The following is an 18,877-nucleotide window of genomic DNA, read 5'->3' as shown; positions in this document are numbered from 1 at the left end:
GACTGGCTCGAACCAATCGTGGTGCCGGCCTTACTTGACCGAGCCGCCGGCGGCGACGATCTTCTGCTCGGCCGAGCCGGAGACCTTGTCGACGGCCACGTTGAGCTTGACCTGCACGTCGCCGTTGCCGAGCACCTTGACGCGCTCGTTCTTGCGCACGGCGCCCTTCTCGACGAGGTCGGCGACGGTCACGTCGCCACCCGACGGGTAGAGCTCGGCGAGCTTGTCGAGGTTGACCACCTGGTACTCGACGCGGAACGGGTTCTTGAACCCGCGCAGCTTCGGCGCACGCATGTGGTACGGCAGCTGGCCGCCCTCGAAGCCGGGGCGCACCGTGTTGCGGGCCTTCGTGCCCTTGGTGCCGCGACCGGCGGTCTTGCCCTTCGAACCCTCACCGCGACCGACGCGGGTCTTGTCCTTCTTGGCACCGGGCGCGGGGCGCAGGTGGTGCACCTTCAGGACCTGCTCGCGCTTCTCCGCGACGTCGGCCTTGGGGGCCGCCTTCTTCGCGGGAGCCTTCTTCGCGGGAGCCTTCTCGGCCTTCCCCGACTCGGTCGACGCAGCGTCGGCCTTGGCAGCGGCGGCCTTGGCGGGCGCCTTCTTCGCGGGAGCCTTCTCGGCCGGAGCCTTGTCGGCAGCCGCCTTGGCGGGCGCCTTCTTGGCCGGAGCCTTCTTCGGGGTCTCCTCGGCGACGTTCTTCTCGTCAGCCATTAGTCAATCTCCTCAACCTTCACGAGGTGAGCGACGGTGTTGACGTACCCGCGGTTCTGCGGGGTGTCCTCACGCACGACCGACTGGCCGATTCGCTTGAGCCCGAGGCTGCGCAGCGTGTCACGCTGGTACTGCTTCTCGCTCACCTTGGACTTGATCTGGGTCACCTTGAGCTGCTTGGCCATCAGGCACCTGCCTTCGCTGCTGCAGCGGCCTCGGCCGCCTGTGCCTCGGCACGGATGAGGCGCGCGGGCGCGACCTCGTCGTAGTCGAGACCACGACGGGCGGCGACGGCGCGCGGCTCCTCGAGCTGCTTCAGCGACTCGACCGTGGCGTGCACGATGTTGATCGTGTTCGACGAGCCGAGCGACTTCGACAGCACGTCGTGGATGCCGGCGCACTCGAGCACGGCGCGCACCGGACCACCGGCGATGACACCGGTACCGGGGGCGGCCGGACGCAGGAGCACGACACCGGCAGCGGCCTCGCCCTGCACGGGGTGCGGGATGGTCGTGCCGACGCGCGGGACGCGGAAGAAGTTCTTCTTCGCCTCCTCGACGCCCTTCGAGATCGCGGTCGGGACCTCGCGCGCCTTGCCGTAGCCGACGCCGACGAGACCGTTGCCGTCACCCACGACGACGAGCGCCGTGAAGCTGAAGCGACGGCCGCCCTTGACGACCTTCGACACGCGGTTGATGGTGACGACGCGCTCGAGGAACTGGCTCTTCTCGGCGTCACGGCCGCCGCGGTCGCGGCCGCCCTGGTTGCGGTCGCGGCCGCCACGGCGCGAGTCGCGCTCGTTGCGGGCCGGCTCCGAAGCCGCAGCCGTCTCGACGGGTGCCTCTGCGGTCACCTCGGTCTCCTTCACAGTGTTCTCGCTCACAGGCTCAGCCCTGCCTCTCGCGCTCCATCGGCGATCGCGGCGACGCGACCGGCGTACTTGTTGCCGCCGCGGTCGAACACGACAGCCTCGATGCCGGCCTGCTTGGCACGCTCGGCGACGAGCTCGCCGACCTTCTTGGCCTTGGCGGTCTTGTCACCGTCGAACGCGCGGAGGTCGGCCTCCATCGTCGACGCCGACGCGAGGGTACGACCCTTGGCGTCGTCGACGACCTGCACGAAGACGTGGCGGGCCGAACGGGTGACGACGAGACGGGGGCGGACCTCCGTGCCGACGATCTTCTTGCGAAGGCGGGTGTGGCGACGCGAACGCGCGGCCGTCTTGCTCTTCACAGCCATGATTACTTACCTGACTTTCCGGCCTTGCGACGCACGACCTCGCCGGCGTAGCGGATGCCCTTGCCCTTGTACGGCTCGGGCTTCTTGATCTTGCGGATGTTGGCGGCGGTCTCGCCGACGGCCTGCTTCGAGATGCCCGCGACCGTGAGCTTGTTGTTGCCCTCGACGGTCAGGGTGATGCCGGCAGGCGCCTCGACGGTCACAGGGTGCGAGAAGCCGAGCGCGAACTCGATCGCGCTGCCCTTCTGCGCGACGCGGTAACCGGTTCCGACGATCTCGAGCCCCTTGGAGTAGCCCTCGGTCACACCGATGATGTCGTTGGCGATGAGCGTGCGGGTGAGGCCGTGCAGCGAACGCGAGGCGCGCTCGTCGTCGGGACGGGTCACGACGACCTGGTTCTCCTCGACCTTGGCCACGATCGGGGCGGCCACGGTGAGCGCGAGCTCACCCTTGGGGCCCTTGACGGTCACATCCTGGCCGTCGATCGTCACGGTGACGCCGGCGGGGATGTCGATGGGAAGTCGTCCAATACGCGACATAGCTGATTACCACACGTAGGCGAGGACTTCCCCACCCACGCCCTTCTTCTCGGCCTGGCGGTCGGTGAGCAGACCGCTGGAAGTGGACAGGATCGCGACGCCGAGGCCGCCGAGCACCTTGGGCAGCTCGGTCGACTTCGCGTAGACGCGGAGACCGGGCTTCGAGACGCGCTTGATACCGGCGATCGAGCGCTCGCGGTTCGGGCCGAACTTGAGCTTCAGCGTGAGCGTCTTGCCCACGCGAGCGTCGGCGACCTCGAAGTCGGCGATGTAGCCCTCGGTCTTGAGGATCTCGGCGATGTGGCCCTTGAGCTTGGAGTGGGGCATCGACACGGAGTCGTGGTGTGCGGAGTTCGCGTTCCGCAGACGGGTCAGCATGTCAGCGACCGGGTCGGTCATCGTCATGACGATTCGTTCCTTACGTTCACCAGGTTTCAGGACCCGTTACACGGGGACCGACCTGTGGTGGTGGCCCCAGCGATTGCGTGGGGCCGGATGCTCCGGGCCGGCCGGCCCCCTCAGTCCCGGGAGACCGGGGCTGCAGGAGCCGGCTGGCTCGAAGCACAAACTCGTAGATCCTACTACATGTAGGACTTACGCGGCGTCGACCTGCTTGAACGGGAAGCCGAGCGCCTTGAGCAGCGCGCGACCCTCGTCGTCGTTCGAGGCGGTGGTCACCACGGTGATGTCCATGCCGCGGACGCGGTCGATCTTGTCCTGGTCGATCTCGTGGAACACGCTCTGCTCCGTGAGACCGAAGGTGTAGTTGCCGTGACCGTCGAACTGCTGGTCGCTGAGGCCGCGGAAGTCGCGGATGCGGGGCAGTGCGAGCGAGAGCAGGCGGTCGAGGAACTCCCACATGCGGTCGCCGCGGAGCGTCACGTGCGCACCGATCGGCTGACCCTCGCGCAGCTTGAACTGCGCGATCGACTTGCGGGCCTTGGTCACCTGCGGCTTCTGGCCGGTGATCTTGGTGAGGTCGGCGATCGCGCCGTCGATGACCTTGCCATCGCGGGCGGCCTCGCCGACACCCATGTTCACGACGATCTTCACGAGGCCGGGCACCTGGTGCGGGTTCGAGTACTCGAACTGCTCGGTGAGGGCCTTGGCGATGTCGCCGCGGTACTTGGTCTTCAGTCGCGGCTGGATTTTGCCAGCCTGCGTTGCCGTGTCGGTCATTACAGGTCCTTACCTGACTTCTTGGCGTAGCGGACGCGGACGGTCTTCGTGACGCCGTCCTTCGTCACCTGCTCGATGCGGAAGCCGACGCGGGTCGGCTTCTTCGACTCGGGGTCGACGATCGCGACGTTCGACACGTGGATCGGCGCCTCCTGCGTCTCGATGCCGCCGGTCTTCGTGCCGCGCTGCGTCTGGCCGACGCGAACGTGCTTGGTGACGAAGTTGACGCCCTCGACGATGACGCGGTTCTGGTCCACGAGCACCTCGAGCACCTTGCCCTGCTTGCCGCGGTCTCCGCCGCGAGCCTGGCTGCGGCCGGAGATGACCTGAACCAGGTCGCCCTTCTTGATGTTGGCCATGGTTTAGATAACCTCCGGTGCCAGCGAGATGATCTTCATGAACTTCTTGTCGCGGAGCTCGCGACCGACCGGCCCGAAGATGCGGGTGCCGCGGGGGTCACCGTCGTTCTTCAGGATGACCGCGGCGTTCTCGTCGAACTTGATGTAGGAGCCGTCGGGACGACGGGTCTCCTTGACGGTGCGGACGATGACGGCCTTGACCACATCGCCCTTCTTGACGTTGCCGCCGGGGATCGCGTCCTTGACGGTCGCGACGATGACGTCACCGAGGCCGGCGTAGCGACGCTTCGAGCCGCCGAGCACGCGAATGGTGAGCAGCTCCTTGGCGCCGGTGTTGTCGGCGACCTTGACTCGTGATTCCTGCTGAAGCACTTCGAACTCCTTCTTTCAAGCAAGCCCGAGGCTTACTTGGCCTTCTCGACGATCTCGACGAGACGCCAGCGCTTCGTGGCGGACAGGGGACGGGTCTCGCTGATCACGACGAGGTCGCCGATGCCGGCGGTGTTCTGCTCGTCGTGCGCCTTGACCTTCGACGAGCGGCGCATGACCTTGCCGTAGAGGGGGTGCTTCACGCGGTCCTCGACCTCGACGACGATGGTCTTGTCCATCTTGTCGCTGACGACGTAGCCGCGACGCACCTTGCGGTACGGACGCTGCTCGGCGGTCTCGACCTCGGCGACCTCGGCAGCAGCCTTCTTGGTCTCAGCCATGATCAGGCCTCCTTCGTGTCAGCGGCCTCGGCCGAAGCATCCGCCTCGGCCTTGGCCTTCTTCGTCTTCTTCTCGGCCTTGGCGGGAGCCGCCTCGACCGGCGCGGGAGTGGCACGGATGCCGAGCTCGCGCTCACGGATGACCGTGTAGATGCGGGCGATGTCGCGCTTGACGGCCTTCAGGCGGCCGTGGCTCTCGAGCTGGCCGGTGGCCGACTGGAAGCGCAGGTTGAACAGCTCTTCCTTGGCCTTCTTCAGCTCGTCGACGAGTCGCTCGTCTTCAAAGGTGTCGAGCTCTGCGGGGCTGAGCTCCTTGGTTCCGACGGCCATTATGCGTCGCCCTCCTCGCGCTTGATGATGCGTGCCTTGAGGGGCAGCTTGTGGATGGCACGGGTCATCGCCTCGCGTGCGAGCTCCTCGGAGACGCCCGAGACCTCGAAGAGGACGCGACCCGGCTTGACGTTGGCGACCCACCACTCGGGCGAACCCTTACCGGAACCCATGCGGGTCTCGGCGGGCTTCTTCGTGAGCGGACGGTCGGGGTAGATGTTGATCCACACCTTGCCGCCACGCTTGATGTGACGCGTCATGGCGATACGAGCGGACTCGATCTGACGGTTGGTCACGTAAGCGGGCGTGAGCGCCTGGATGCCGAACTCGCCGAACGACACCTTGGTGCCGCCGGTGGCCTGGCCCGAGCGGCCGGGGTGGTGCTGCTTGCGGTACTTGACTCGACGGGGAATCAACATGGTTATGCCTCAACTCCTGCGGTCGCCGGCTCGGCCTTGGGGGCGCGGTCGCGGCGGGGACGGTCGCTGCGGTCGCGCGACGGCTTCTGGGCCGCCTGCTCGCGAGCGAGCTCCTTGTTGGTGATGTCGCCCTTGTAGATCCAGACCTTCACGCCGATGCGGCCGAAGGTGGTCTTGGCCTCGTAGAAGCCGTAGTCGATGTTCGCGCGGAGCGTGTGCAGGGGCACGCGGCCCTCGCGGTAGAACTCCGAGCGGCTCATCTCGGCGCCGCCGAGACGGCCCGACACCTGGATGCGGACGCCCTTGGCGCCGGCGCGCTGCGCGCCCTGCAGGCCCTTGCGCATCGCGCGGCGGAACGCCACACGAGCCGAGAGCTGCTCGGCGATGCCCTGCGCGACGAGCTGGGCGTCGGCCTCGGGGTTCTTCACCTCGAGGATGTTGAGCTGGATCTGCTTGCCGGTGAGCTTCTCGAGGTCGGCGCGGATGCGCTCGGCCTCGGCGCCGCGGCGGCCGATCACGATGCCGGGACGCGCCGTGTGGATGTCCACGCGGACGCGGTCGCGGGTGCGCTCGATCTCGATGCGCGAGACTCCCGCGCGGTCGAGCGACGTCTGGAGCAGGCGACGGATCTTGACATCCTCGGCGAGGTAGTCGGCGTAGCGCTGACCGGGCTTCGTCGAGTCGGAGAACCACCGAGACACGTGGTCGGTGGTGATGCCGAGACGGAAGCCGTACGGGTTGACCTTCTGACCCATTACTTCGTACCCTCCTCGGGCGTGCCGAGCACGATGGTGATGTGGCTCGTGCGCTTGTTGATGCGGAAGGCACGGCCCTGCGCGCGCGGCTGGAATCGCTTGAGGGTCGTGCCCTCGTCGACGAATGCCGTCTTCACGTAGAGGTCCTGCTCGTCCAGGTAGGTGTTCGTGGCATCGGCCTTGACGCGAGCGTTCGCGATGGCCGAGGCGACGAGCTTGTACACGGGCTCGCTCGCACCCTGCGGGGCGAACTTCAGGATGGCGAGCGCCTCCTGAGCCTGCTTGCCGCGGATCAGGTTGACGACGCGGCGGGCCTTCATGGGGGTCACGCGGATGTGTCGCACGCGTGCGATCGACTCCACCATTTCTTTCCTCCTTCACACCACCGCGTCAGCGGCGGCGGCCCTTCTTGTCGTCCTTCACGTGTCCACGGAAGGTGCGGGTGGGGGCGAACTCGCCGAGCTTGTGGCCCACCATGGTCTCGGTGACGAACACCGGGATGTGCTTGCGGCCGTCGTGCACGGCGATCGTGTGACCCAGCATGGCGGGGACGATCATCGAGCGACGCGACCACGTCTTGATGACGTTCTTCGAACCGGCTTCGTTCTGCACGGCGACCTTGCGAAGCAGGTGCTCGTCGACGAAGGGGCCCTTCTTGAGACTGCGCGGCATCTTCTTCTACTCCTACTTGCGCTTCTTGCCGACGGTGCGACGACGGACGATGAGCTTGTCGCTCTCCTTGTTGGGGCGACGGGTGCGACCCTCGGGCTGACCCCACGGGCTGACCGGGTGGCGACCACCGGAGGTCTTGCCCTCACCACCACCGTGCGGGTGGTCGATCGGGTTCATCGCGACACCGCGGACGGTCGGGCGGACGCCCTTCCAGCGCTTGCGGCCCGCCTTGCCCCAGTTGATGTTCGACTGCTCGGCGTTGCCGACCTCGCCGATCGTCGCGCGGCAGCGCGCGTCGACGTTGCGGATCTCGCCCGAGGGCAGGCGGAGCTGCGCGTAGGGGCCGTCCTTGGCGACGAGACGCACCGAGGCGCCGGCCGAGCGGGCCATCTTCGCGCCGCCGCCGGGGCGGAGCTCGATGGCGTGCACGACGGTACCGGTGGGGATGTTGCGCAGCGGCAGGTTGTTGCCCGGCTTGATGTCGGCGTTGGGGCCGGCCTCGATCGGGTCGCCCTGCTTGAGCTTGTTCGGCGCGATGATGTAGCGCTTCGTGCCGTCGATGTAGTGGATCAGCGCGATGCGGGCGGTGCGGTTCGGGTCGTACTCGATGTGAGCGACCTTGGCGGGCACGCCGTCCTTGTCGTTGCGACGGAAGTCGATCACGCGGTACTGGCGCTTGTGGCCACCACCGATGTGACGGGTCGTGATGCGGCCCTGGTTGTTGCGACCACCGGTCTTCGAGAGCGGCTTGAGCAGCGACTTCTCGGGCGTCGAGCGCGTGATCTCCGCGAAGTCGGCGACCGACGAACCGCGACGACCCGGGGTCGTGGGCTTGTACTTACGAATAGCCATAGTTCTACCTCTGCTCCTTAGCCGACAGCCGTGAAGATGTCGATCGAGCCGGACTTGAGGGTGACGATCGCGCGCTTGGTGTCCTTGCGCTTGCCCATGCCGAACCGGGTGCGGCGGGTCTTGCCCTGACGGTTCAGGGTGTTGATCGACGCCACCTGGACGTTGAAGATCTTCTCGATCGCGAGCTTGATCTCGGTCTTGTTCGAGCGGGGGTCCACGATGAACGTGTACTTGCCCTCGTCGATCAGGCCGTAGCTCTTCTCCGAGACGACCGGCGCGATGATGATGTCGCGCGGGTCCTTGTTCTGTGCGGCGCTCATGCCGAGACCTCTTCCTTCTTCGCCGTCTTCGCGGCCACGAAGGCCTCGAGGGCGGCGGTGCTGAAGACGATGTCGTCGGCGACGACCACGTCGTAGGCGTTCAGCTGGTCGACCGGCAGCACGTGCACGGTCTCGATGTTGCGGACGGCACGCTCGCTGAGCTCCTCGCCACGGGCGAGGACCACGAGGAAGCGGTTCGCCGGCGCGATCTTGCCGAGCAGCGCGACGGCGTCCTTCGTCTTCGCGACGTCACCGGCGACGAAACCCTCGACGGCGTGGATGCGCGAACCGCGGGCGCGGTCGCTGAGCACACCGAGGAGCGCCGCGGCGATCATCTTCTTGGGGGTGCGCTGCGAGTAGTCGCGCGGCTGCGGGCCGTGGACCGTGCCACCGCCCTTGTGCTCGGGAGCGCGGACCGAGCCCTGGCGCGAACGGCCGGTGCCCTTCTGCTTGAAGGGCTTGCGGCCCGAACCCGAGACCTCGCCGCGGTTCTTGGTCTTGTGCGTGCCCTGGCGCGCGGCCGCGAGCTGGGCGACGACGACCTGGTGGACGAGCGGCACGTTGGTCTGCACGTCGAAGAGCTCGGCGGGCAGCTCGACCGAGCCGGACTTCTTGCCGGTCGCGTCGAGAACGTCGATGGTGTTGGCGGTAGCCATGGACTACGCCCCCTTCACTGCGTTGCGAACGAAAACGAGACGGCCGCGCGCACCGGGAACGGCGCCCTTGACGAGCATGAGGCCCTTCTCGGCGTCGACGGCGTGCACGCGGAGGTTCAGCACGGTGACGCGCTCGCCACCCATGCGACCGGCCATGCGCATGCCCTTGAAGACACGGCTGGGGGTCGACGAAGCACCGATCGAACCGGGCTTGCGGTGGTTGCGGTGCGAACCGTGCGAAGCGGAGACGCCCTTGAAGTTGTGGCGCTTCATGACACCGGCGAAGCCCTTGCCCTTCGAGGTGCCGACGACGTCGACCAGCTGGCCGGCCTCGAAGGTACCGTCGACGGTCAGCTCCTGGCCGGCCTCGTAGCTCGAGGCGTCGGCGGTGCGGATCTCGGTGACGTGACGACGGGGCGTGGTGCCGGCCGTCTTCTCGAAGTGACCCTTGAGCGGCTGCGAGACCTTGCGCGGGTCGATGGCGCCGGCGGCGATCTGGACGGCCTCGTAGCCGTCCTTCTCAGCGGTGCGGATCTGGGTGACCACGTTGGGCGCGATCTCGATGACCGTCACCGGGACGAGCTTGTTGTTCTCGTCCCACACCTGGGTCATGCCGAGCTTCGTGCCGAGCAGGCCCTTCACGTTCTTGGTAGCGGAAGACATCTGTTACCTCAGAGCTTGATCTCGATGTTGACGTCGGCCGGGAGGTCGAGACGCATGAGCGAGTCGACGGCCTTGGGCGTCGGGTCCACGATGTCGATGAGACGCTTGTGGGTGCGCATCTCGAAGTGCTCGCGGCTGTCCTTGTACTTGTGGGGCGAGCGGATGACGCACACCACGTTCTTCTCCGTCGGAAGCGGCACGGGGCCGACGACCGTGGCGCCCGCGCGGGTCACCGTGTCGACGATCTTGCGCGCCGAGGTGTCGATGACCTCGTGGTCATACGACTTCAGTCGAATGCGGATCTTCTGTCCCGCCATTGCTGACTCTCTCTCTGTCAAGGCGTCATACCCCTTCCGAGGGCATCGGACGCCGGGTGTAGCTGCCACACCGTGTCACTCCGTGTGAAGCACCACTGTTCTTCTGTCAAAGGCCGGTGATCGAGCCTGTCGAAACCACCCGCCCGGTCACCCGGGGCGGTGCTCTCGACACGCTCGACCTTCGAGCCCCAACCGGCGCGCACGCGCACGGGTCGCCCCGGGCGTGTGGTTGTCGGTTGTGTGTTCTCCTGCCTGCGGCCTAACCTGACCCCGGCGGCGCCCCATTCGGAACGGCGGGTGGCTATGCACTGCCTGACAGTGATCCGAACGCGCGCACGAGGGCCCGCGTTCGAAATGTCGAACTCAACGAGTTTGCCATATCCGACGTGTCCGTGCAACCCGGGCGTGTCGCGCTCGCACGACTCCCAGCGAGCCCGCAGTTTCACGGCCCGGCAGCCCGTTCCGGTGCAGCGGATGCCGCCTCGCCGAACCCGGGCATGATGGAGGTGGGACCGCATCGACCGAGGAGGAACCGCGATGACCGACACGCAGCCGAAGCCGAGTTCGCACGAGGGGCCGGGCAGCGTCTCGGCGACGCGCATCGGCACCCGCCGCTACGTCGGGCGCAATGCACGCGGCGCGACCGTCGCGATCGGCGGCCTCGACGTGGAGGGCGAGCACTTCTCCCCCGGCGAGCTCTTGAAGCTCGCCCTCGCCGGGTGCGTCGGGCTCTCGGTCGACCGGCCCATGACGCGGCGGCTCGGCGACGACGCCGAGCTCACGGTGTGGGCGCACGGGCAGTCGGAGGAGGCATCCAACCGCTACGAACGCATCGCCGAGGAGCTCGTCGTCGACCTGTCGGGGCTCGAGCCCGCCGAGCGGGAGAAGCTCCTCGACATCATGGTGCGCTCGATCGAGCGGGCGTGCACGGTGGGCCGCAGCGTCGAGGGCGCGATCGACGTGCACACGACGATCGACGGCACCGAGATGCACTGACGCGGCCGCCCGCGTCACTCGCGATCGCACGCGACCGGCCGCTCGCCGGCGATCCCGGGTGCGACGATCCCGGCCCCGACGATGACGACGATCATGCCGGCGAGTCCTGACAGGAGGAACACCGGCCGGAGTCGCAGGCCACGGCGGCCGTGGCGGAACGGATCCTCGACGAACCGCTTCGAGAGTCCGGCGACCGCGAACGACAGGCCGACCAGCAGCACCATGAGCCACGGCGGGCTCGGCACGCCGGTGAAGTACGGCACGAACATGAAGATCGGCCAGTGCCACAGGTAGAGCGAGTACGACACGTCGCCCATCCACTGCACGGGCCGGAGCCCCGCGACGCGTGCGGGCGACCACGCCACCTCGGGCATCCGCGCCCAGATGACGGCCAGCGTGCCCGCCACGGGCAGGAGCACGACGAAGCCGGGGAAGCTCTCGGGCGCCCGGAAGGTCGCGATCGGCACCACGATGAGGGCGAGGCCCGCCCAGGACACGGCCGCCCGCAGGCCGGCGCGGGCGCCCCGACGCGACATCCGTTCGCCGACTGCCGCGAGGATGCCGCCGACGCCGAACTCCCACGTGCGCGCCGGCGTCGAGAAGTACGCGAGGTTGGGGTCCTGCGCCGTGAGCGCGATCGAATGCACGAACGACGCGACGGTCGTCACCCCGACGAGCATCAGCACGACGGTCGACGACGAGGAGCCGCTGCGGGTTGCGAACCACAGTGCGGCGATGAGCAGCAACGGCCAGAACAGGTAGAACTGCTCCTCGACCGAGAGCGACCAGAAGTGCTGCACCGGGGTCGACTCGAGGTCGGCCCGCCGCGGGATCTGCGAATCGACCGCGAGCTGCCAGTTCTCGTAGTAGAGGGCGCTCGCGACGATCTCGCGGAACCACTGACGCCATTCCCGCTGCGGCACGACGAGCAGGGTCAGCGCCGAGATGACGGCGAGCGTCGCGATCGCCGCCGGCAGGATGCGGCGCGCACGTCGCAGGTAGAAGTCCCGCAGCGAGATGCGCCCCTCGCGCTGCGCCTGCCGGAGCAGCAACCCGGTGATGAGGAAGCCCGAGACGACGAAGAAGACGTCGACGCCCATGTACCCGGCCGGCGCCACCGCCGGCCATCCGTGATGGAGCACGACCGAGCCCACGGCCACGGCCCGGAGCGCCTGGATCTCGGGACGTACCGCCGATCGTGCGAGGAGGGTGGGGGAACCGCCCATCGCCTCTCAGCGTACGACGGAGGGGGCCGGGCCAGAAAGGCCCGACCCCCTCACAGGTCGCGTATCGCGAAGATTACTTGATGATCTTCGTGACGGTACCGGCGCCGACGGTGCGGCCACCCTCGCGGATGGCGAAGCCGAGGCCCTCCTCCATGGCGATCGGCTGGATCAGCTCGACCGACATGTCGGTGGTGTCGCCGGGCATGACCATCTCGGTGCCCTCGGGCAGCGTGATGACGCCGGTGACGTCGGTGGTGCGGAAGTAGAACTGCGGACGGTAGTTCGCGTAGAACGGGTTGTGACGGCCGCCCTCGTCCTTCGAGAGGATGTAGGCAGTGCCCTCGAAGTTCGTGTGCGGGGTGACCGAGCCCGGGGCCACGACGACCTGGCCGCGCTCGACGTCCTCGCGCTTGGTGCCGCGGAGCAGGAGACCGCAGTTCTCGCCGGCCCATGCCTCGTCGAGCTGCTTGTGGAACATCTCGATACCGGTGACGGTGGTCTTCTGCGTCGGGCGGATGCCGACGATCTCGACCTCGGAGTTGATCTTCAGCGTGCCACGCTCGGCGCGGCCCGTGACGACCGTGCCACGGCCGGTGATGGTGAAGACGTCCTCGACGGGCATGAGGAACGGCTTGTCCTTGTCACGCACCGGGTCGGGGATGAACTCGTCGACCTTCTCCATGAGCTCGAGGATCGAGTTGACCCACTTCTCGTCGCCCTCGAGCGCCTTGAGGCCCGAGACGCGCACGACCGGCGCGTCCTCGGCGAAGCCCTGGCTCGCGAGGAGCTCGGAGACCTCGAGCTCGACGAGCTCCAGGATCTCCTCGTCGTCGACCATGTCGCTCTTGTTGAGGGCGACGAGCAGGTACGGCACGCCGACCTGCTTGGCGAGCAGGACGTGCTCGCGGGTCTGGGCCATCGGGCCGTCGGTCGCCGCGACCACGAGGATCGCGCCGTCCATCTGAGCCGCACCGGTGATCATGTTCTTGATGTAGTCGGCGTGACCCGGGGCGTCGACGTGCGCGTAGTGGCGCTTCGGCGTCTCGTACTCGACGTGCGAGATGTTGATCGTGATGCCGCGCTGACGCTCTTCGGGAGCCGAGTCGATCGACGCGAAGTCGCGCTGCACGTTGGTGGCCGACGGGTACTTGTCGGCGAGCACCTTCGAGATCGCGGCGGTGAGCGTCGTCTTGCCGTGGTCGACGTGACCGATCGTACCGATGTTGACGTGCGGCTTGGTCCGCTCGAACTTGGCCTTAGCCACTGTGGGTCCTCCTCAGGACTCGTGTAGGAACTCCGGGCGCTGGATTGCGACCGGCGTGCTACGGGGTTGTGTTGTTATGTTACGCGAACCGGAAGGTTCGTGCGGGCAGTGGGCCGAGGCCCCCGCCAGGGAGGGTCATTCGCCCTTGTTCTTCTGGACGATCTCGTCGGCCACAGCCTTCGGGACCTCCGCGTAGCTCTCGAACTCCATCGAGTACACGGCGCGGCCCGAGGTCTTCGACCGCAGGTCGCCGATGTAACCGAACATCTCCGAGAGCGGGACGTGCGCACGCACGACCTTCACACCGGCGGCGTCCTCCATGGACTGGATCTGGCCGCGGCGCGAGTTCAGGTCGCCGATGACGTCGCCCATGTACTCCTCGGGAGTACGGACCTCGACGCTCATCAGCGGTTCGAGCAGAACGGGGTTCGCCTTCCGAGCGGCTTCCTTGAAGCCCATCGAACCGGCGATCTTGAACGCCATCTCCGAGGAGTCGACGTCGTGGGCGGCACCGTCGAGGAGGCGCGCCTTGACGCCCACCATGGGGAAGCCGGCGAGGATGCCGTACTGCATGGCGTCCTGGAAGCCCGCGTCGACCGAGGGGATGTACTCGCGGGGGATGCGACCACCCGTGACCTCGTTCGAGAACTCGTAGATCTTGTCGCCCTCGACCTCGAGCGGCTCCAGCGCGAACTGGATCTTCGCGAACTGGCCCGAGCCACCCGTCTGCTTCTTGTGGGTGTAGTCGTGACGCTCGACCGCGCGACGGATCGTCTCGCGGTAGGCGACCTGCGGCTTGCCGACGTTGGCCTCGACCTTGAACTCCCGCTTCATGCGGTCGACGAGGATGTCGAGGTGCAGCTCGCCCATGCCCTTGATGACGGTCTGGCCGGTCTCGGGGTTGAGCTCGGTGCGGAACGTCGGGTCCTCTTCGGCGAGCTTCTGGATCGCGGTGCCCAGCTTCTCCTGGTCGGCCTTGGTCTTCGGCTCGATGGCGACCTCGATGACGGGCTCGGGGAACGTCATCGACTCGAGCACGACCTGGTTGTCGGGGTCGCACAGCGTGTCGCCCGTGGTCGTGTCCTTGAGGCCGATGACGGCGTAGATGTTGCCCGCGGTGACCGAGTCGACCGGGTTCTCCTTGTTGGCGTGCATCTGGAAGATCTTGCCGATGCGCTCCTTCTTGCCCTTGGTCGAGTTGACGACCTGGGCACCCGAGTCGAGGTGACCCGAGTAGACGCGCACGTAGGTGAGGCGACCGAAGAAGGGGTGAACCGCGACCTTGAACGCGAGCGCGGCGAAGGGGTCGTTGGCGTCGGGGTGACGCTCGATGATCTCTTCCTCGTTGCGCGGGTTGCGGCCCTCGATGGCGGGGACGTCGAGCGGCGACGGCAGGAAGTCGATGACCGCGTCGAGCATCGGCTGCACGCCGCGGTTCTTGAACGCCGAGCCGCAGAGCACCGGGTAGATCTCCGAGTTGACGACCATCTTGCGGATGGCGCCCTTGATCTCGGCGACGGTCAGCTCTTCGCCGCCGAAGAACTTCTCGAGCAGCGCGTCGTCGGTCTCGGCGACGGTCTCGAGGAGGACCTGACGGTACTCGTCGGCCTTCTCCTTGAGGTCGGCGGGGATCTCCTGGACCTCGTACTTGGCGCCCATGGTCACGTCGCCCTTGGCGTCGCCGGGCCACACGAGGGCGCGCATCTCGATCAGGTCGACGACACCGATGAAGTCGTTCTCGGCGCCGATCGGGAGCTGCAGCACGAGCGGCTTCGCACCGAGGCGCGAGACGATCGTGTCGACCGTGAAGTAGAAGTCGGCACCGAGCTTGTCCATCTTGTTGACGAAGCAGATGCGCGGCACGTTGTACTTGTCGGCCTGACGCCACACCGTCTCGGACTGGGGCTCGACGCCCTCCTTGCCGTCGAAGACGGCGACGGCGCCGTCGAGCACGCGGAGCGAGCGCTCGACCTCGACCGTGAAGTCGACGTGGCCGGGGGTGTCGATGATGTTGATCTGGTTCTTGTTCCAGAAGCAGGTCACGGCGGCAGACGTGATCGTGATGCCGCGCTCCTTCTCCTGCTCCATCCAGTCGGTCGTCGAGGCGCCGTCGTGCGTCTCGCCGAGCTTGTGGTTGACGCCCGTGTAGAACAGGATGCGCTCGGTGGTGGTGGTCTTGCCGGCATCGATGTGCGCCATGATGCCGATGTTGCGGACCTTGCTCAGGTCGGTGAGCACGTCTTGTGCCACGGGGGTTCCTCCGGAAGGTTCAGGAACGGAAGTGAGAGGGAGGGTGGATGCCGCGACTCGCGCCGCGGCATCCACCCGGCCCGACTACCAGCGGTAGTGGGCGAACGCGCGGTTCGACTCGGCCATCTTGTGCGTGTCTTCGCGGCGCTTGACCGCGGCACCGAGGCCGTTCGAGGCGTCGAGGATCTCGTTGGTGAGACGCTCGGTCATGGTCTTCTCGCGGCGGGCCTTGGCGTAGCTGGTGAGCCAGCGGAGCGCCAGGGTGTTCGCGCGGTGCGGCTTGACCTCGACGGGGACCTGGTAGGTCGAACCGCCGACGCGGCGCGAGCGCACCTCGAGGGTGGGGCGCACGTTGTCGAGCGCCTTCTTGAGGGTGGCGACCGCGTCCTGGCCGGACTTGGCGGCGACGTTCTCGAGCGCCTCATAGACGATGCGCTGCGCGAGGTCCTTCTTGCCGTCGACGAGGATCTTGTTGACGAGCTGGCTGACGACCGGCGAGCCGTACACCGGGTCGGCGACGACGGGGCGCTTCGGAGCGGGACCCTTGCGAGGCATTACTTCTTCTCCATCTTCGCGCCGTAGCGGCTACGAGCCTGCTTGCGGTTCTTCACGGCCTGCGTGTCGAGCGCACCGCGGATGATCTTGTAGCGGACGCCGGGGAGGTCCTTCACACGACCGCCGCGGACGAGCACCATCGAGTGCTCCTGCAGGTTGTGGCCCTCACCGGGGATGTAGGCGGTGACCTCGGTGCCGTTCGAGAGCTTCACACGGGCGACCTTGCGGAGCGCGGAGTTCGGCTTCTTCGGGGTGGTGGTGTACACACGCGTGCACACGCCGCGCTGCTGGGGGTTGGCCTTCAGGGCGGGAGCCTTGGTCTTGGTGACCTTCGGCGAGCGACCCTTGCGGACCAACTGCTGAATGGTTGGCACTGCTTCTCCTTGTTGTGCTGCACGGTGACAGCGGTGATGGATTTCACATCAGACCCACCGGCGCCGCAGAACTGCTGCGCCTTCGGTGGTGGGTATGCCGTGGGGGTGAGCCGCGGAACTCCGCAGGCACCCGAATGTGCACGCGTGAACGCGCACACCCGATCTATGGTAATACCCCGTAACCTCGCGGTCAAACGGCGGGCGGGTCGCGGGGTGCCGGCGCCGGCTCAGCCCGGTGCACCTCCGGCCCAGCCTGGTGCGTCGAGCTCGCGGTCGAGGTCGGCGAGCATGTCGGCGACCTGGGGCTCGACGAGACGCTCGATCGCGTTGCCGATGCGGTAGCGGTGCTGGGCGAGCTCGACGCAGATGCGCCGGCCGAGCTGCTTCGCGAAGTCGTCGGCGAGACGGACCTCCTCACGCAGCGCCTCCTTCTCCTCGGGCGTGAAGGGGCGGGGCGCGGGCTCGTTCGCCTCCGCGGCGGTGTCGGCCTCGAGGCCGCCGAGCGTGAACAGGAACGGCTGGTCGGGCACCGGCTCGGGGTCGAGCTCGAGCCCGAGGTACTCGGGGTCGAGCCCTTCGCCCGCACGGTAGGGCCGGCGCGCCTTGCGCTCCTCGGCGAGGCGGATCTCGCGGTGCAGCATGGGCAGGTTGCGCGCCGTGTAGTCGTCGACGGCGTCGTCGATGATGCCCTTCATGCGCATCGAGAACGCGTGCTGCACGGGATGCGGGACATCGACGTCGAGGCCCGCCGCTGCGATGATCGGCGACCCGAAGCAGCGCTGGCAGAGCCGCGTGCGGGCGCGATGACTCCCGGGCCGCCACCGCGGCAGCCACTGCAGCCAGCGGTCGACCTCGTGGCTCACGCGCGCCTCGACCGAACCCTCCATCGGGATCACGATACTGCGCGCGGCGCCGCGCGATGCCTGCAGCGGCGCGCACGGCGCGGCGCGGCACTCGACCGCGGCATCCGCGTCATCGCTCGTCGTCGTGCTCCCACGGCCAGCGCGGCCGCTCCATGCCGCCCTGCCGGCCGCGTGCCACGAGCACGGCGAACGCGGCGGTGACGAACGCGCAGACCGGCACGAGCAGGCCGAACCAGCCCAGTCCGAGCACGAGCCCGAACCGGAGGCTCTCCCCCGGGGCGTCGGCGGACCCGAGCAGCCGTCCCGCGGTCGCGACGACCACGAACGCGAGCCAAGCCCCGACGGCGGCGACCAGCACGGTGAGCGTCATCCGCTCGGGATGCCGCAACCGGACCCCGAGCGTGACGAACACGGCGGCCACGGATGCCGCCACCGCAGCCGGCGCGACGAAGGCGCCGACCGCCGGATCGCCCACGACCTCGACGTCGGCGAGGAGGCTGACGAACCCGAAGCCGCACACCACGAGCGCGAGGTCGAGGGCCGCGGCGAAGCTCGCGACGACCCAGGCGTTGCGGGTGCGGAGCTCGTCGTCGGCCATGGTTCGAGGCTACGCCGGTTCGTCGCTGCGGTTCGGCCGGCGAGGGCCGTGGGCGTCAGTCGACGACGCGCAGCGACCGTACGATCGCGTCGAGCGACGGCGCGGCGTGGGCGACGAGCTCCTCGGGCGCGGGGCTCACCATGACGCGGACGGTCGCCCGCTCCCCCTGCAACAGGTACGCGAGCCCGGCCGCGGGGCGCAGGCCCGGCTGGGGCGCGAAGCGGCAGCGCACGGCGATGCCGGAACCCAGTCCTGCGACGTCGATCGGGTCGACGACGGGGCGCCCCTCGAGCTCGGCATCGCCAAGGAGGGCCTTCGCGAGCGAGCCCTCGATCGGCGACGGATCGGCGACGCCGATGCTCGCGATGAGGCCGACCGCACCCGGGCCGGGGAGGTAGAGCAGGCCGACCGCGGCGCCGGGCAGCACGCGCGACGGCGCCTGCTGGGCGAGGGTTCGCACGGCGGCGAGGCGCTCGGCGGCCGTGTCGGGGTGCCGACGCCGGAATCCGGCGACCACTTCGCCGGCCCAGGTCGCGGCGCCTTCGCCGTCGGCGGCATCGGCCGGCACGCGCACCCAGGAGGAGTTCGGTGCGTCGATCTCGAGTCTCATGCCGTCCAGCATCGCATGGGATCGGCCCCGGGCACGACGAGGGGGAAGCGGCATCGCCGCTTCCCCCTCGTGATCGCCCGCGGTGGGACTAGTTGCCGGCGAGGGCCTGGTCGGTGTCCTTGATCGCCTGCATCATCTTGCGCAGCGAGTCGCCCATGTCGCTGATGCCCTCGATCGCCTTCTCGAGACCCGTGGTCAGCTCGGTGTACCCCTCGCCGAACTTGCCCGACGCGTGCTGCGTCTTGAAGTCGTCACCCAGGAGACGGTCCACGTCGTCCTTCAGGCGACGCAGCACGTCGCCGATCTCCTCACGACCCGTGTCGAGACGGCCCGCCATCGACTCCATCTCACCGTACGACGCCTTGAAATCAGCCATCATCAACCCCATCCATCGAAATCCTCGTCACCGCTGACCGGGTGA

The 18,877-nt window shown here is 67.9% G+C and carries 30 protein-coding genes; 1 reads left to right on the top strand and 29 read right to left on the bottom strand.

Features of this window, described 5'->3' with window-relative positions; all coding sequences use genetic code 11:
* Positions 1–30: 30 nt before the first annotated feature.
* The 20 genes from rplO to rpsJ all read right to left on the bottom strand — a co-directional run bounded on the left by rplO (position 31) and on the right by rpsJ (position 9,720).
* Positions 31–711, bottom strand: coding sequence for a 50S ribosomal protein L15 (gene rplO / locus MUN74_RS13380; RefSeq protein ID WP_244852831.1), 681 nt, complete (start codon positions 709–711; stop codon positions 31–33).
* Entirely contained in the window at positions 711–896 is a 186-nt protein-coding gene (rpmD, locus tag MUN74_RS13375; protein WP_022889741.1) for a 50S ribosomal protein L30, read from the bottom strand. The genes rplO and rpmD overlap by 1 nt, the downstream gene beginning before the upstream one ends.
* Positions 896–1,594, bottom strand: coding sequence for a 30S ribosomal protein S5 (rpsE, locus tag MUN74_RS13370; protein WP_305038252.1), 699 nt, complete (start codon positions 1,592–1,594; stop codon positions 896–898). Before rpsE ends, rpmD begins: the two co-directional genes overlap by 1 nt.
* Positions 1,591–1,950: a 50S ribosomal protein L18 gene (rplR, locus tag MUN74_RS13365; RefSeq protein ID WP_244852829.1), complete on the bottom strand. Its 360-nt coding sequence runs from the start codon at positions 1,948–1,950 to the stop codon at positions 1,591–1,593. The genes rpsE and rplR overlap by 4 nt, the downstream gene beginning before the upstream one ends.
* Before the next feature lie 2 nt (positions 1,951–1,952).
* Positions 1,953–2,489 (bottom strand): 50S ribosomal protein L6, encoded by a 537-nt coding sequence (gene rplF, locus MUN74_RS13360; RefSeq protein WP_244852827.1) that lies wholly within the window; start codon positions 2,487–2,489, stop codon positions 1,953–1,955.
* A 6-nt stretch (positions 2,490–2,495) separates the two neighbouring features.
* The gene (gene rpsH, locus MUN74_RS13355; protein WP_231430105.1) at positions 2,496–2,894 is read right to left on the bottom strand and encodes a 30S ribosomal protein S8; all 399 of its coding nucleotides are present in this window, start codon (positions 2,892–2,894) and stop codon (positions 2,496–2,498) included.
* Positions 2,895–3,083: 189 nt separating this feature from the next.
* Entirely contained in the window at positions 3,084–3,668 is a 585-nt protein-coding gene (gene rplE, locus MUN74_RS13350; protein WP_244852825.1) for a 50S ribosomal protein L5, read from the bottom strand.
* The gene (gene rplX, locus MUN74_RS13345) at positions 3,668–4,027 is read right to left on the bottom strand and encodes a 50S ribosomal protein L24 (protein WP_244852823.1); all 360 of its coding nucleotides are present in this window, start codon (positions 4,025–4,027) and stop codon (positions 3,668–3,670) included. Before rplX ends, rplE begins: the two co-directional genes overlap by 1 nt.
* Before the next feature lie 3 nt (positions 4,028–4,030).
* On the bottom strand, positions 4,031–4,399 hold the full coding sequence (gene rplN / locus MUN74_RS13340) for a 50S ribosomal protein L14 (protein ID WP_156999952.1): 369 nt from the start codon (positions 4,397–4,399) through the stop codon (positions 4,031–4,033).
* Positions 4,400–4,431: 32 nt separating this feature from the next.
* Positions 4,432–4,737, bottom strand: coding sequence for a 30S ribosomal protein S17 (gene rpsQ / locus MUN74_RS13335; protein WP_244852821.1), 306 nt, complete (start codon positions 4,735–4,737; stop codon positions 4,432–4,434).
* Between the two features lie 2 nt (positions 4,738–4,739).
* Positions 4,740–5,066: a 50S ribosomal protein L29 gene (gene rpmC, locus MUN74_RS13330; RefSeq protein ID WP_244852820.1), complete on the bottom strand. Its 327-nt coding sequence runs from the start codon at positions 5,064–5,066 to the stop codon at positions 4,740–4,742.
* Positions 5,066–5,485 carry a 50S ribosomal protein L16 gene (gene rplP / locus MUN74_RS13325; RefSeq protein WP_149161171.1) on the bottom strand — a complete coding sequence of 140 codons (420 nt, stop codon included), beginning with the start codon at positions 5,483–5,485 and terminating at the stop codon, positions 5,066–5,068. The genes rpmC and rplP overlap by 1 nt, the downstream gene beginning before the upstream one ends.
* 2 nt (positions 5,486–5,487) lie before the next feature.
* Complete coding sequence (rpsC, locus tag MUN74_RS13320) at positions 5,488–6,240, bottom strand: 30S ribosomal protein S3 (protein WP_244852819.1); 753 nt, start codon at positions 6,238–6,240, stop codon at positions 5,488–5,490.
* Positions 6,240–6,605, bottom strand: coding sequence for a 50S ribosomal protein L22 (rplV, locus tag MUN74_RS13315; protein ID WP_092668524.1), 366 nt, complete (start codon positions 6,603–6,605; stop codon positions 6,240–6,242). The genes rpsC and rplV overlap by 1 nt, the downstream gene beginning before the upstream one ends.
* A 25-nt stretch (positions 6,606–6,630) precedes the next feature.
* Positions 6,631–6,912 carry a 30S ribosomal protein S19 gene (gene rpsS / locus MUN74_RS13310; RefSeq protein WP_231430099.1) on the bottom strand — a complete coding sequence of 94 codons (282 nt, stop codon included), beginning with the start codon at positions 6,910–6,912 and terminating at the stop codon, positions 6,631–6,633.
* Positions 6,913–6,924: 12 nt separating this feature from the next.
* Positions 6,925–7,764 carry a 50S ribosomal protein L2 gene (gene rplB, locus MUN74_RS13305; protein ID WP_244852818.1) on the bottom strand — a complete coding sequence of 280 codons (840 nt, stop codon included), beginning with the start codon at positions 7,762–7,764 and terminating at the stop codon, positions 6,925–6,927.
* A 17-nt stretch (positions 7,765–7,781) separates the two neighbouring features.
* Positions 7,782–8,084: a 50S ribosomal protein L23 gene (gene rplW / locus MUN74_RS13300; protein WP_231430097.1), complete on the bottom strand. Its 303-nt coding sequence runs from the start codon at positions 8,082–8,084 to the stop codon at positions 7,782–7,784.
* A complete protein-coding gene (rplD, locus tag MUN74_RS13295; protein WP_244852816.1) occupies positions 8,081–8,740 on the bottom strand; it encodes a 50S ribosomal protein L4 in 660 nt (219 codons plus the stop codon). The genes rplW and rplD overlap by 4 nt, the downstream gene beginning before the upstream one ends.
* Positions 8,741–8,743: 3 nt before the next feature.
* A complete protein-coding gene (gene rplC, locus MUN74_RS13290; protein WP_244852814.1) occupies positions 8,744–9,403 on the bottom strand; it encodes a 50S ribosomal protein L3 in 660 nt (219 codons plus the stop codon).
* An 8-nt stretch (positions 9,404–9,411) separates the two neighbouring features.
* Positions 9,412–9,720 (bottom strand): 30S ribosomal protein S10, encoded by a 309-nt coding sequence (gene rpsJ, locus MUN74_RS13285; protein ID WP_017201594.1) that lies wholly within the window; start codon positions 9,718–9,720, stop codon positions 9,412–9,414.
* 537 nt (positions 9,721–10,257) lie between these two features.
* On the opposite strand from rpsJ, the gene MUN74_RS13280 reads away from it, so the two are divergent.
* On the top strand, positions 10,258–10,716 hold the full coding sequence (locus tag MUN74_RS13280) for an OsmC family protein (RefSeq protein ID WP_244852813.1): 459 nt from the start codon (positions 10,258–10,260) through the stop codon (positions 10,714–10,716).
* A 14-nt stretch (positions 10,717–10,730) separates the two neighbouring features.
* Here MUN74_RS13280 and MUN74_RS13275 read toward each other — a convergent pair whose 3' ends face one another.
* The 9 genes from MUN74_RS13275 to MUN74_RS13235 all read right to left on the bottom strand — a co-directional run bounded on the left by MUN74_RS13275 (position 10,731) and on the right by MUN74_RS13235 (position 18,835).
* On the bottom strand, positions 10,731–11,942 hold the full coding sequence (locus MUN74_RS13275; RefSeq protein ID WP_244852811.1) for an acyltransferase family protein: 1,212 nt from the start codon (positions 11,940–11,942) through the stop codon (positions 10,731–10,733).
* Between the two features lie 73 nt (positions 11,943–12,015).
* Complete coding sequence (gene tuf, locus MUN74_RS13270; RefSeq protein ID WP_022889723.1) at positions 12,016–13,206, bottom strand: elongation factor Tu; 1,191 nt, start codon at positions 13,204–13,206, stop codon at positions 12,016–12,018.
* 135 nt (positions 13,207–13,341) lie between these two features.
* Positions 13,342–15,456, bottom strand: coding sequence for an elongation factor G (fusA, locus tag MUN74_RS13265; protein WP_305038251.1), 2,115 nt, complete (start codon positions 15,454–15,456; stop codon positions 13,342–13,344).
* A gap of 84 nt (positions 15,457–15,540) precedes the next feature.
* A complete protein-coding gene (gene rpsG, locus MUN74_RS13260) occupies positions 15,541–16,011 on the bottom strand; it encodes a 30S ribosomal protein S7 (protein ID WP_244852810.1) in 471 nt (156 codons plus the stop codon).
* Complete coding sequence (gene rpsL / locus MUN74_RS13255; RefSeq protein ID WP_022889720.1) at positions 16,011–16,385, bottom strand: 30S ribosomal protein S12; 375 nt, start codon at positions 16,383–16,385, stop codon at positions 16,011–16,013. Before rpsL ends, rpsG begins: the two co-directional genes overlap by 1 nt.
* Before the next feature lie 227 nt (positions 16,386–16,612).
* A complete protein-coding gene (locus tag MUN74_RS13250) occupies positions 16,613–17,272 on the bottom strand; it encodes a spermidine/putrescine ABC transporter substrate-binding protein (RefSeq protein WP_244852808.1) in 660 nt (219 codons plus the stop codon).
* A gap of 85 nt (positions 17,273–17,357) precedes the next feature.
* Positions 17,358–17,846, bottom strand: coding sequence for a DUF6121 family protein (locus MUN74_RS13245; RefSeq protein ID WP_244852806.1), 489 nt, complete (start codon positions 17,844–17,846; stop codon positions 17,358–17,360).
* A gap of 55 nt (positions 17,847–17,901) precedes the next feature.
* Entirely contained in the window at positions 17,902–18,456 is a 555-nt protein-coding gene (locus MUN74_RS13240) for a hypothetical protein (protein ID WP_244852805.1), read from the bottom strand.
* A gap of 88 nt (positions 18,457–18,544) precedes the next feature.
* Positions 18,545–18,835 carry a WXG100 family type VII secretion target gene (locus tag MUN74_RS13235; RefSeq protein ID WP_244852804.1) on the bottom strand — a complete coding sequence of 97 codons (291 nt, stop codon included), beginning with the start codon at positions 18,833–18,835 and terminating at the stop codon, positions 18,545–18,547.
* Positions 18,836–18,877: the final 42 nt, after the last annotated feature.

The sequence above is a fragment of the Agromyces sp. H17E-10 genome, from assembly GCF_022919715.1.
Classification (GTDB): domain Bacteria; phylum Actinomycetota; class Actinomycetes; order Actinomycetales; family Microbacteriaceae; genus Agromyces.
Note: the sequence above shows the minus strand (reverse complement) of the source record. Positions and strands in the feature narration are given on the sequence as shown.

Coding starts and splice junctions, on each gene's coding strand:
- rplD (WP_244852816.1), bottom strand. CDS start 8,740: ATGGCTACCGCCAACACCATCGACGTTCTCGACGCGACCGGCAAGAAG.
- MUN74_RS13275 (WP_244852811.1), bottom strand. CDS start 11,942: ATGGGCGGTTCCCCCACCCTCCTCGCACGATCGGCGGTACGTCCCGAG.
- rplB (WP_244852818.1), bottom strand. CDS start 7,764: ATGGCTATTCGTAAGTACAAGCCCACGACCCCGGGTCGTCGCGGTTCG.
- MUN74_RS13245 (WP_244852806.1), bottom strand. CDS start 17,846: ATGGCCGACGACGAGCTCCGCACCCGCAACGCCTGGGTCGTCGCGAGC.
- rpsG (WP_244852810.1), bottom strand. CDS start 16,011: ATGCCTCGCAAGGGTCCCGCTCCGAAGCGCCCCGTCGTCGCCGACCCG.
- rplR (WP_244852829.1), bottom strand. CDS start 1,950: ATGGCTGTGAAGAGCAAGACGGCCGCGCGTTCGCGTCGCCACACCCGC.
- rpsQ (WP_244852821.1), bottom strand. CDS start 4,737: ATGGCTGAGACCAAGAAGGCTGCTGCCGAGGTCGCCGAGGTCGAGACC.
- rpsS (WP_231430099.1), bottom strand. CDS start 6,912: ATGCCGCGCAGTCTCAAGAAGGGCCCCTTCGTCGACGAGCACCTGCTT.
- rpmC (WP_244852820.1), bottom strand. CDS start 5,066: ATGGCCGTCGGAACCAAGGAGCTCAGCCCCGCAGAGCTCGACACCTTT.
- rpmD (WP_022889741.1), bottom strand. CDS start 896: ATGGCCAAGCAGCTCAAGGTGACCCAGATCAAGTCCAAGGTGAGCGAG.
- rpsC (WP_244852819.1), bottom strand. CDS start 6,240: ATGGGTCAGAAGGTCAACCCGTACGGCTTCCGTCTCGGCATCACCACC.
- MUN74_RS13250 (WP_244852808.1), bottom strand. CDS start 17,272: ATGGAGGGTTCGGTCGAGGCGCGCGTGAGCCACGAGGTCGACCGCTGG.
- rplW (WP_231430097.1), bottom strand. CDS start 8,084: ATGAGCGCCGCACAGAACAAGGACCCGCGCGACATCATCATCGCGCCG.
- rpsH (WP_231430105.1), bottom strand. CDS start 2,894: ATGACGATGACCGACCCGGTCGCTGACATGCTGACCCGTCTGCGGAAC.
- MUN74_RS13240 (WP_244852805.1), bottom strand. CDS start 18,456: ATGAGACTCGAGATCGACGCACCGAACTCCTCCTGGGTGCGCGTGCCG.
- rplV (WP_092668524.1), bottom strand. CDS start 6,605: ATGGTGGAGTCGATCGCACGCGTGCGACACATCCGCGTGACCCCCATG.
- MUN74_RS13235 (WP_244852804.1), bottom strand. CDS start 18,835: ATGATGGCTGATTTCAAGGCGTCGTACGGTGAGATGGAGTCGATGGCG.
- rplP (WP_149161171.1), bottom strand. CDS start 5,485: ATGTTGATTCCCCGTCGAGTCAAGTACCGCAAGCAGCACCACCCCGGC.
- rplO (WP_244852831.1), bottom strand. CDS start 711: ATGGCTGACGAGAAGAACGTCGCCGAGGAGACCCCGAAGAAGGCTCCG.
- rplC (WP_244852814.1), bottom strand. CDS start 9,403: ATGTCTTCCGCTACCAAGAACGTGAAGGGCCTGCTCGGCACGAAGCTC.
- rplF (WP_244852827.1), bottom strand. CDS start 2,489: ATGTCGCGTATTGGACGACTTCCCATCGACATCCCCGCCGGCGTCACC.
- rplX (WP_244852823.1), bottom strand. CDS start 4,027: ATGGCCAACATCAAGAAGGGCGACCTGGTTCAGGTCATCTCCGGCCGC.
- rplE (WP_244852825.1), bottom strand. CDS start 3,668: ATGACCGACACGGCAACGCAGGCTGGCAAAATCCAGCCGCGACTGAAG.
- MUN74_RS13280 (WP_244852813.1), top strand. CDS start 10,258: ATGACCGACACGCAGCCGAAGCCGAGTTCGCACGAGGGGCCGGGCAGC.
- rpsJ (WP_017201594.1), bottom strand. CDS start 9,720: ATGGCGGGACAGAAGATCCGCATTCGACTGAAGTCGTATGACCACGAG.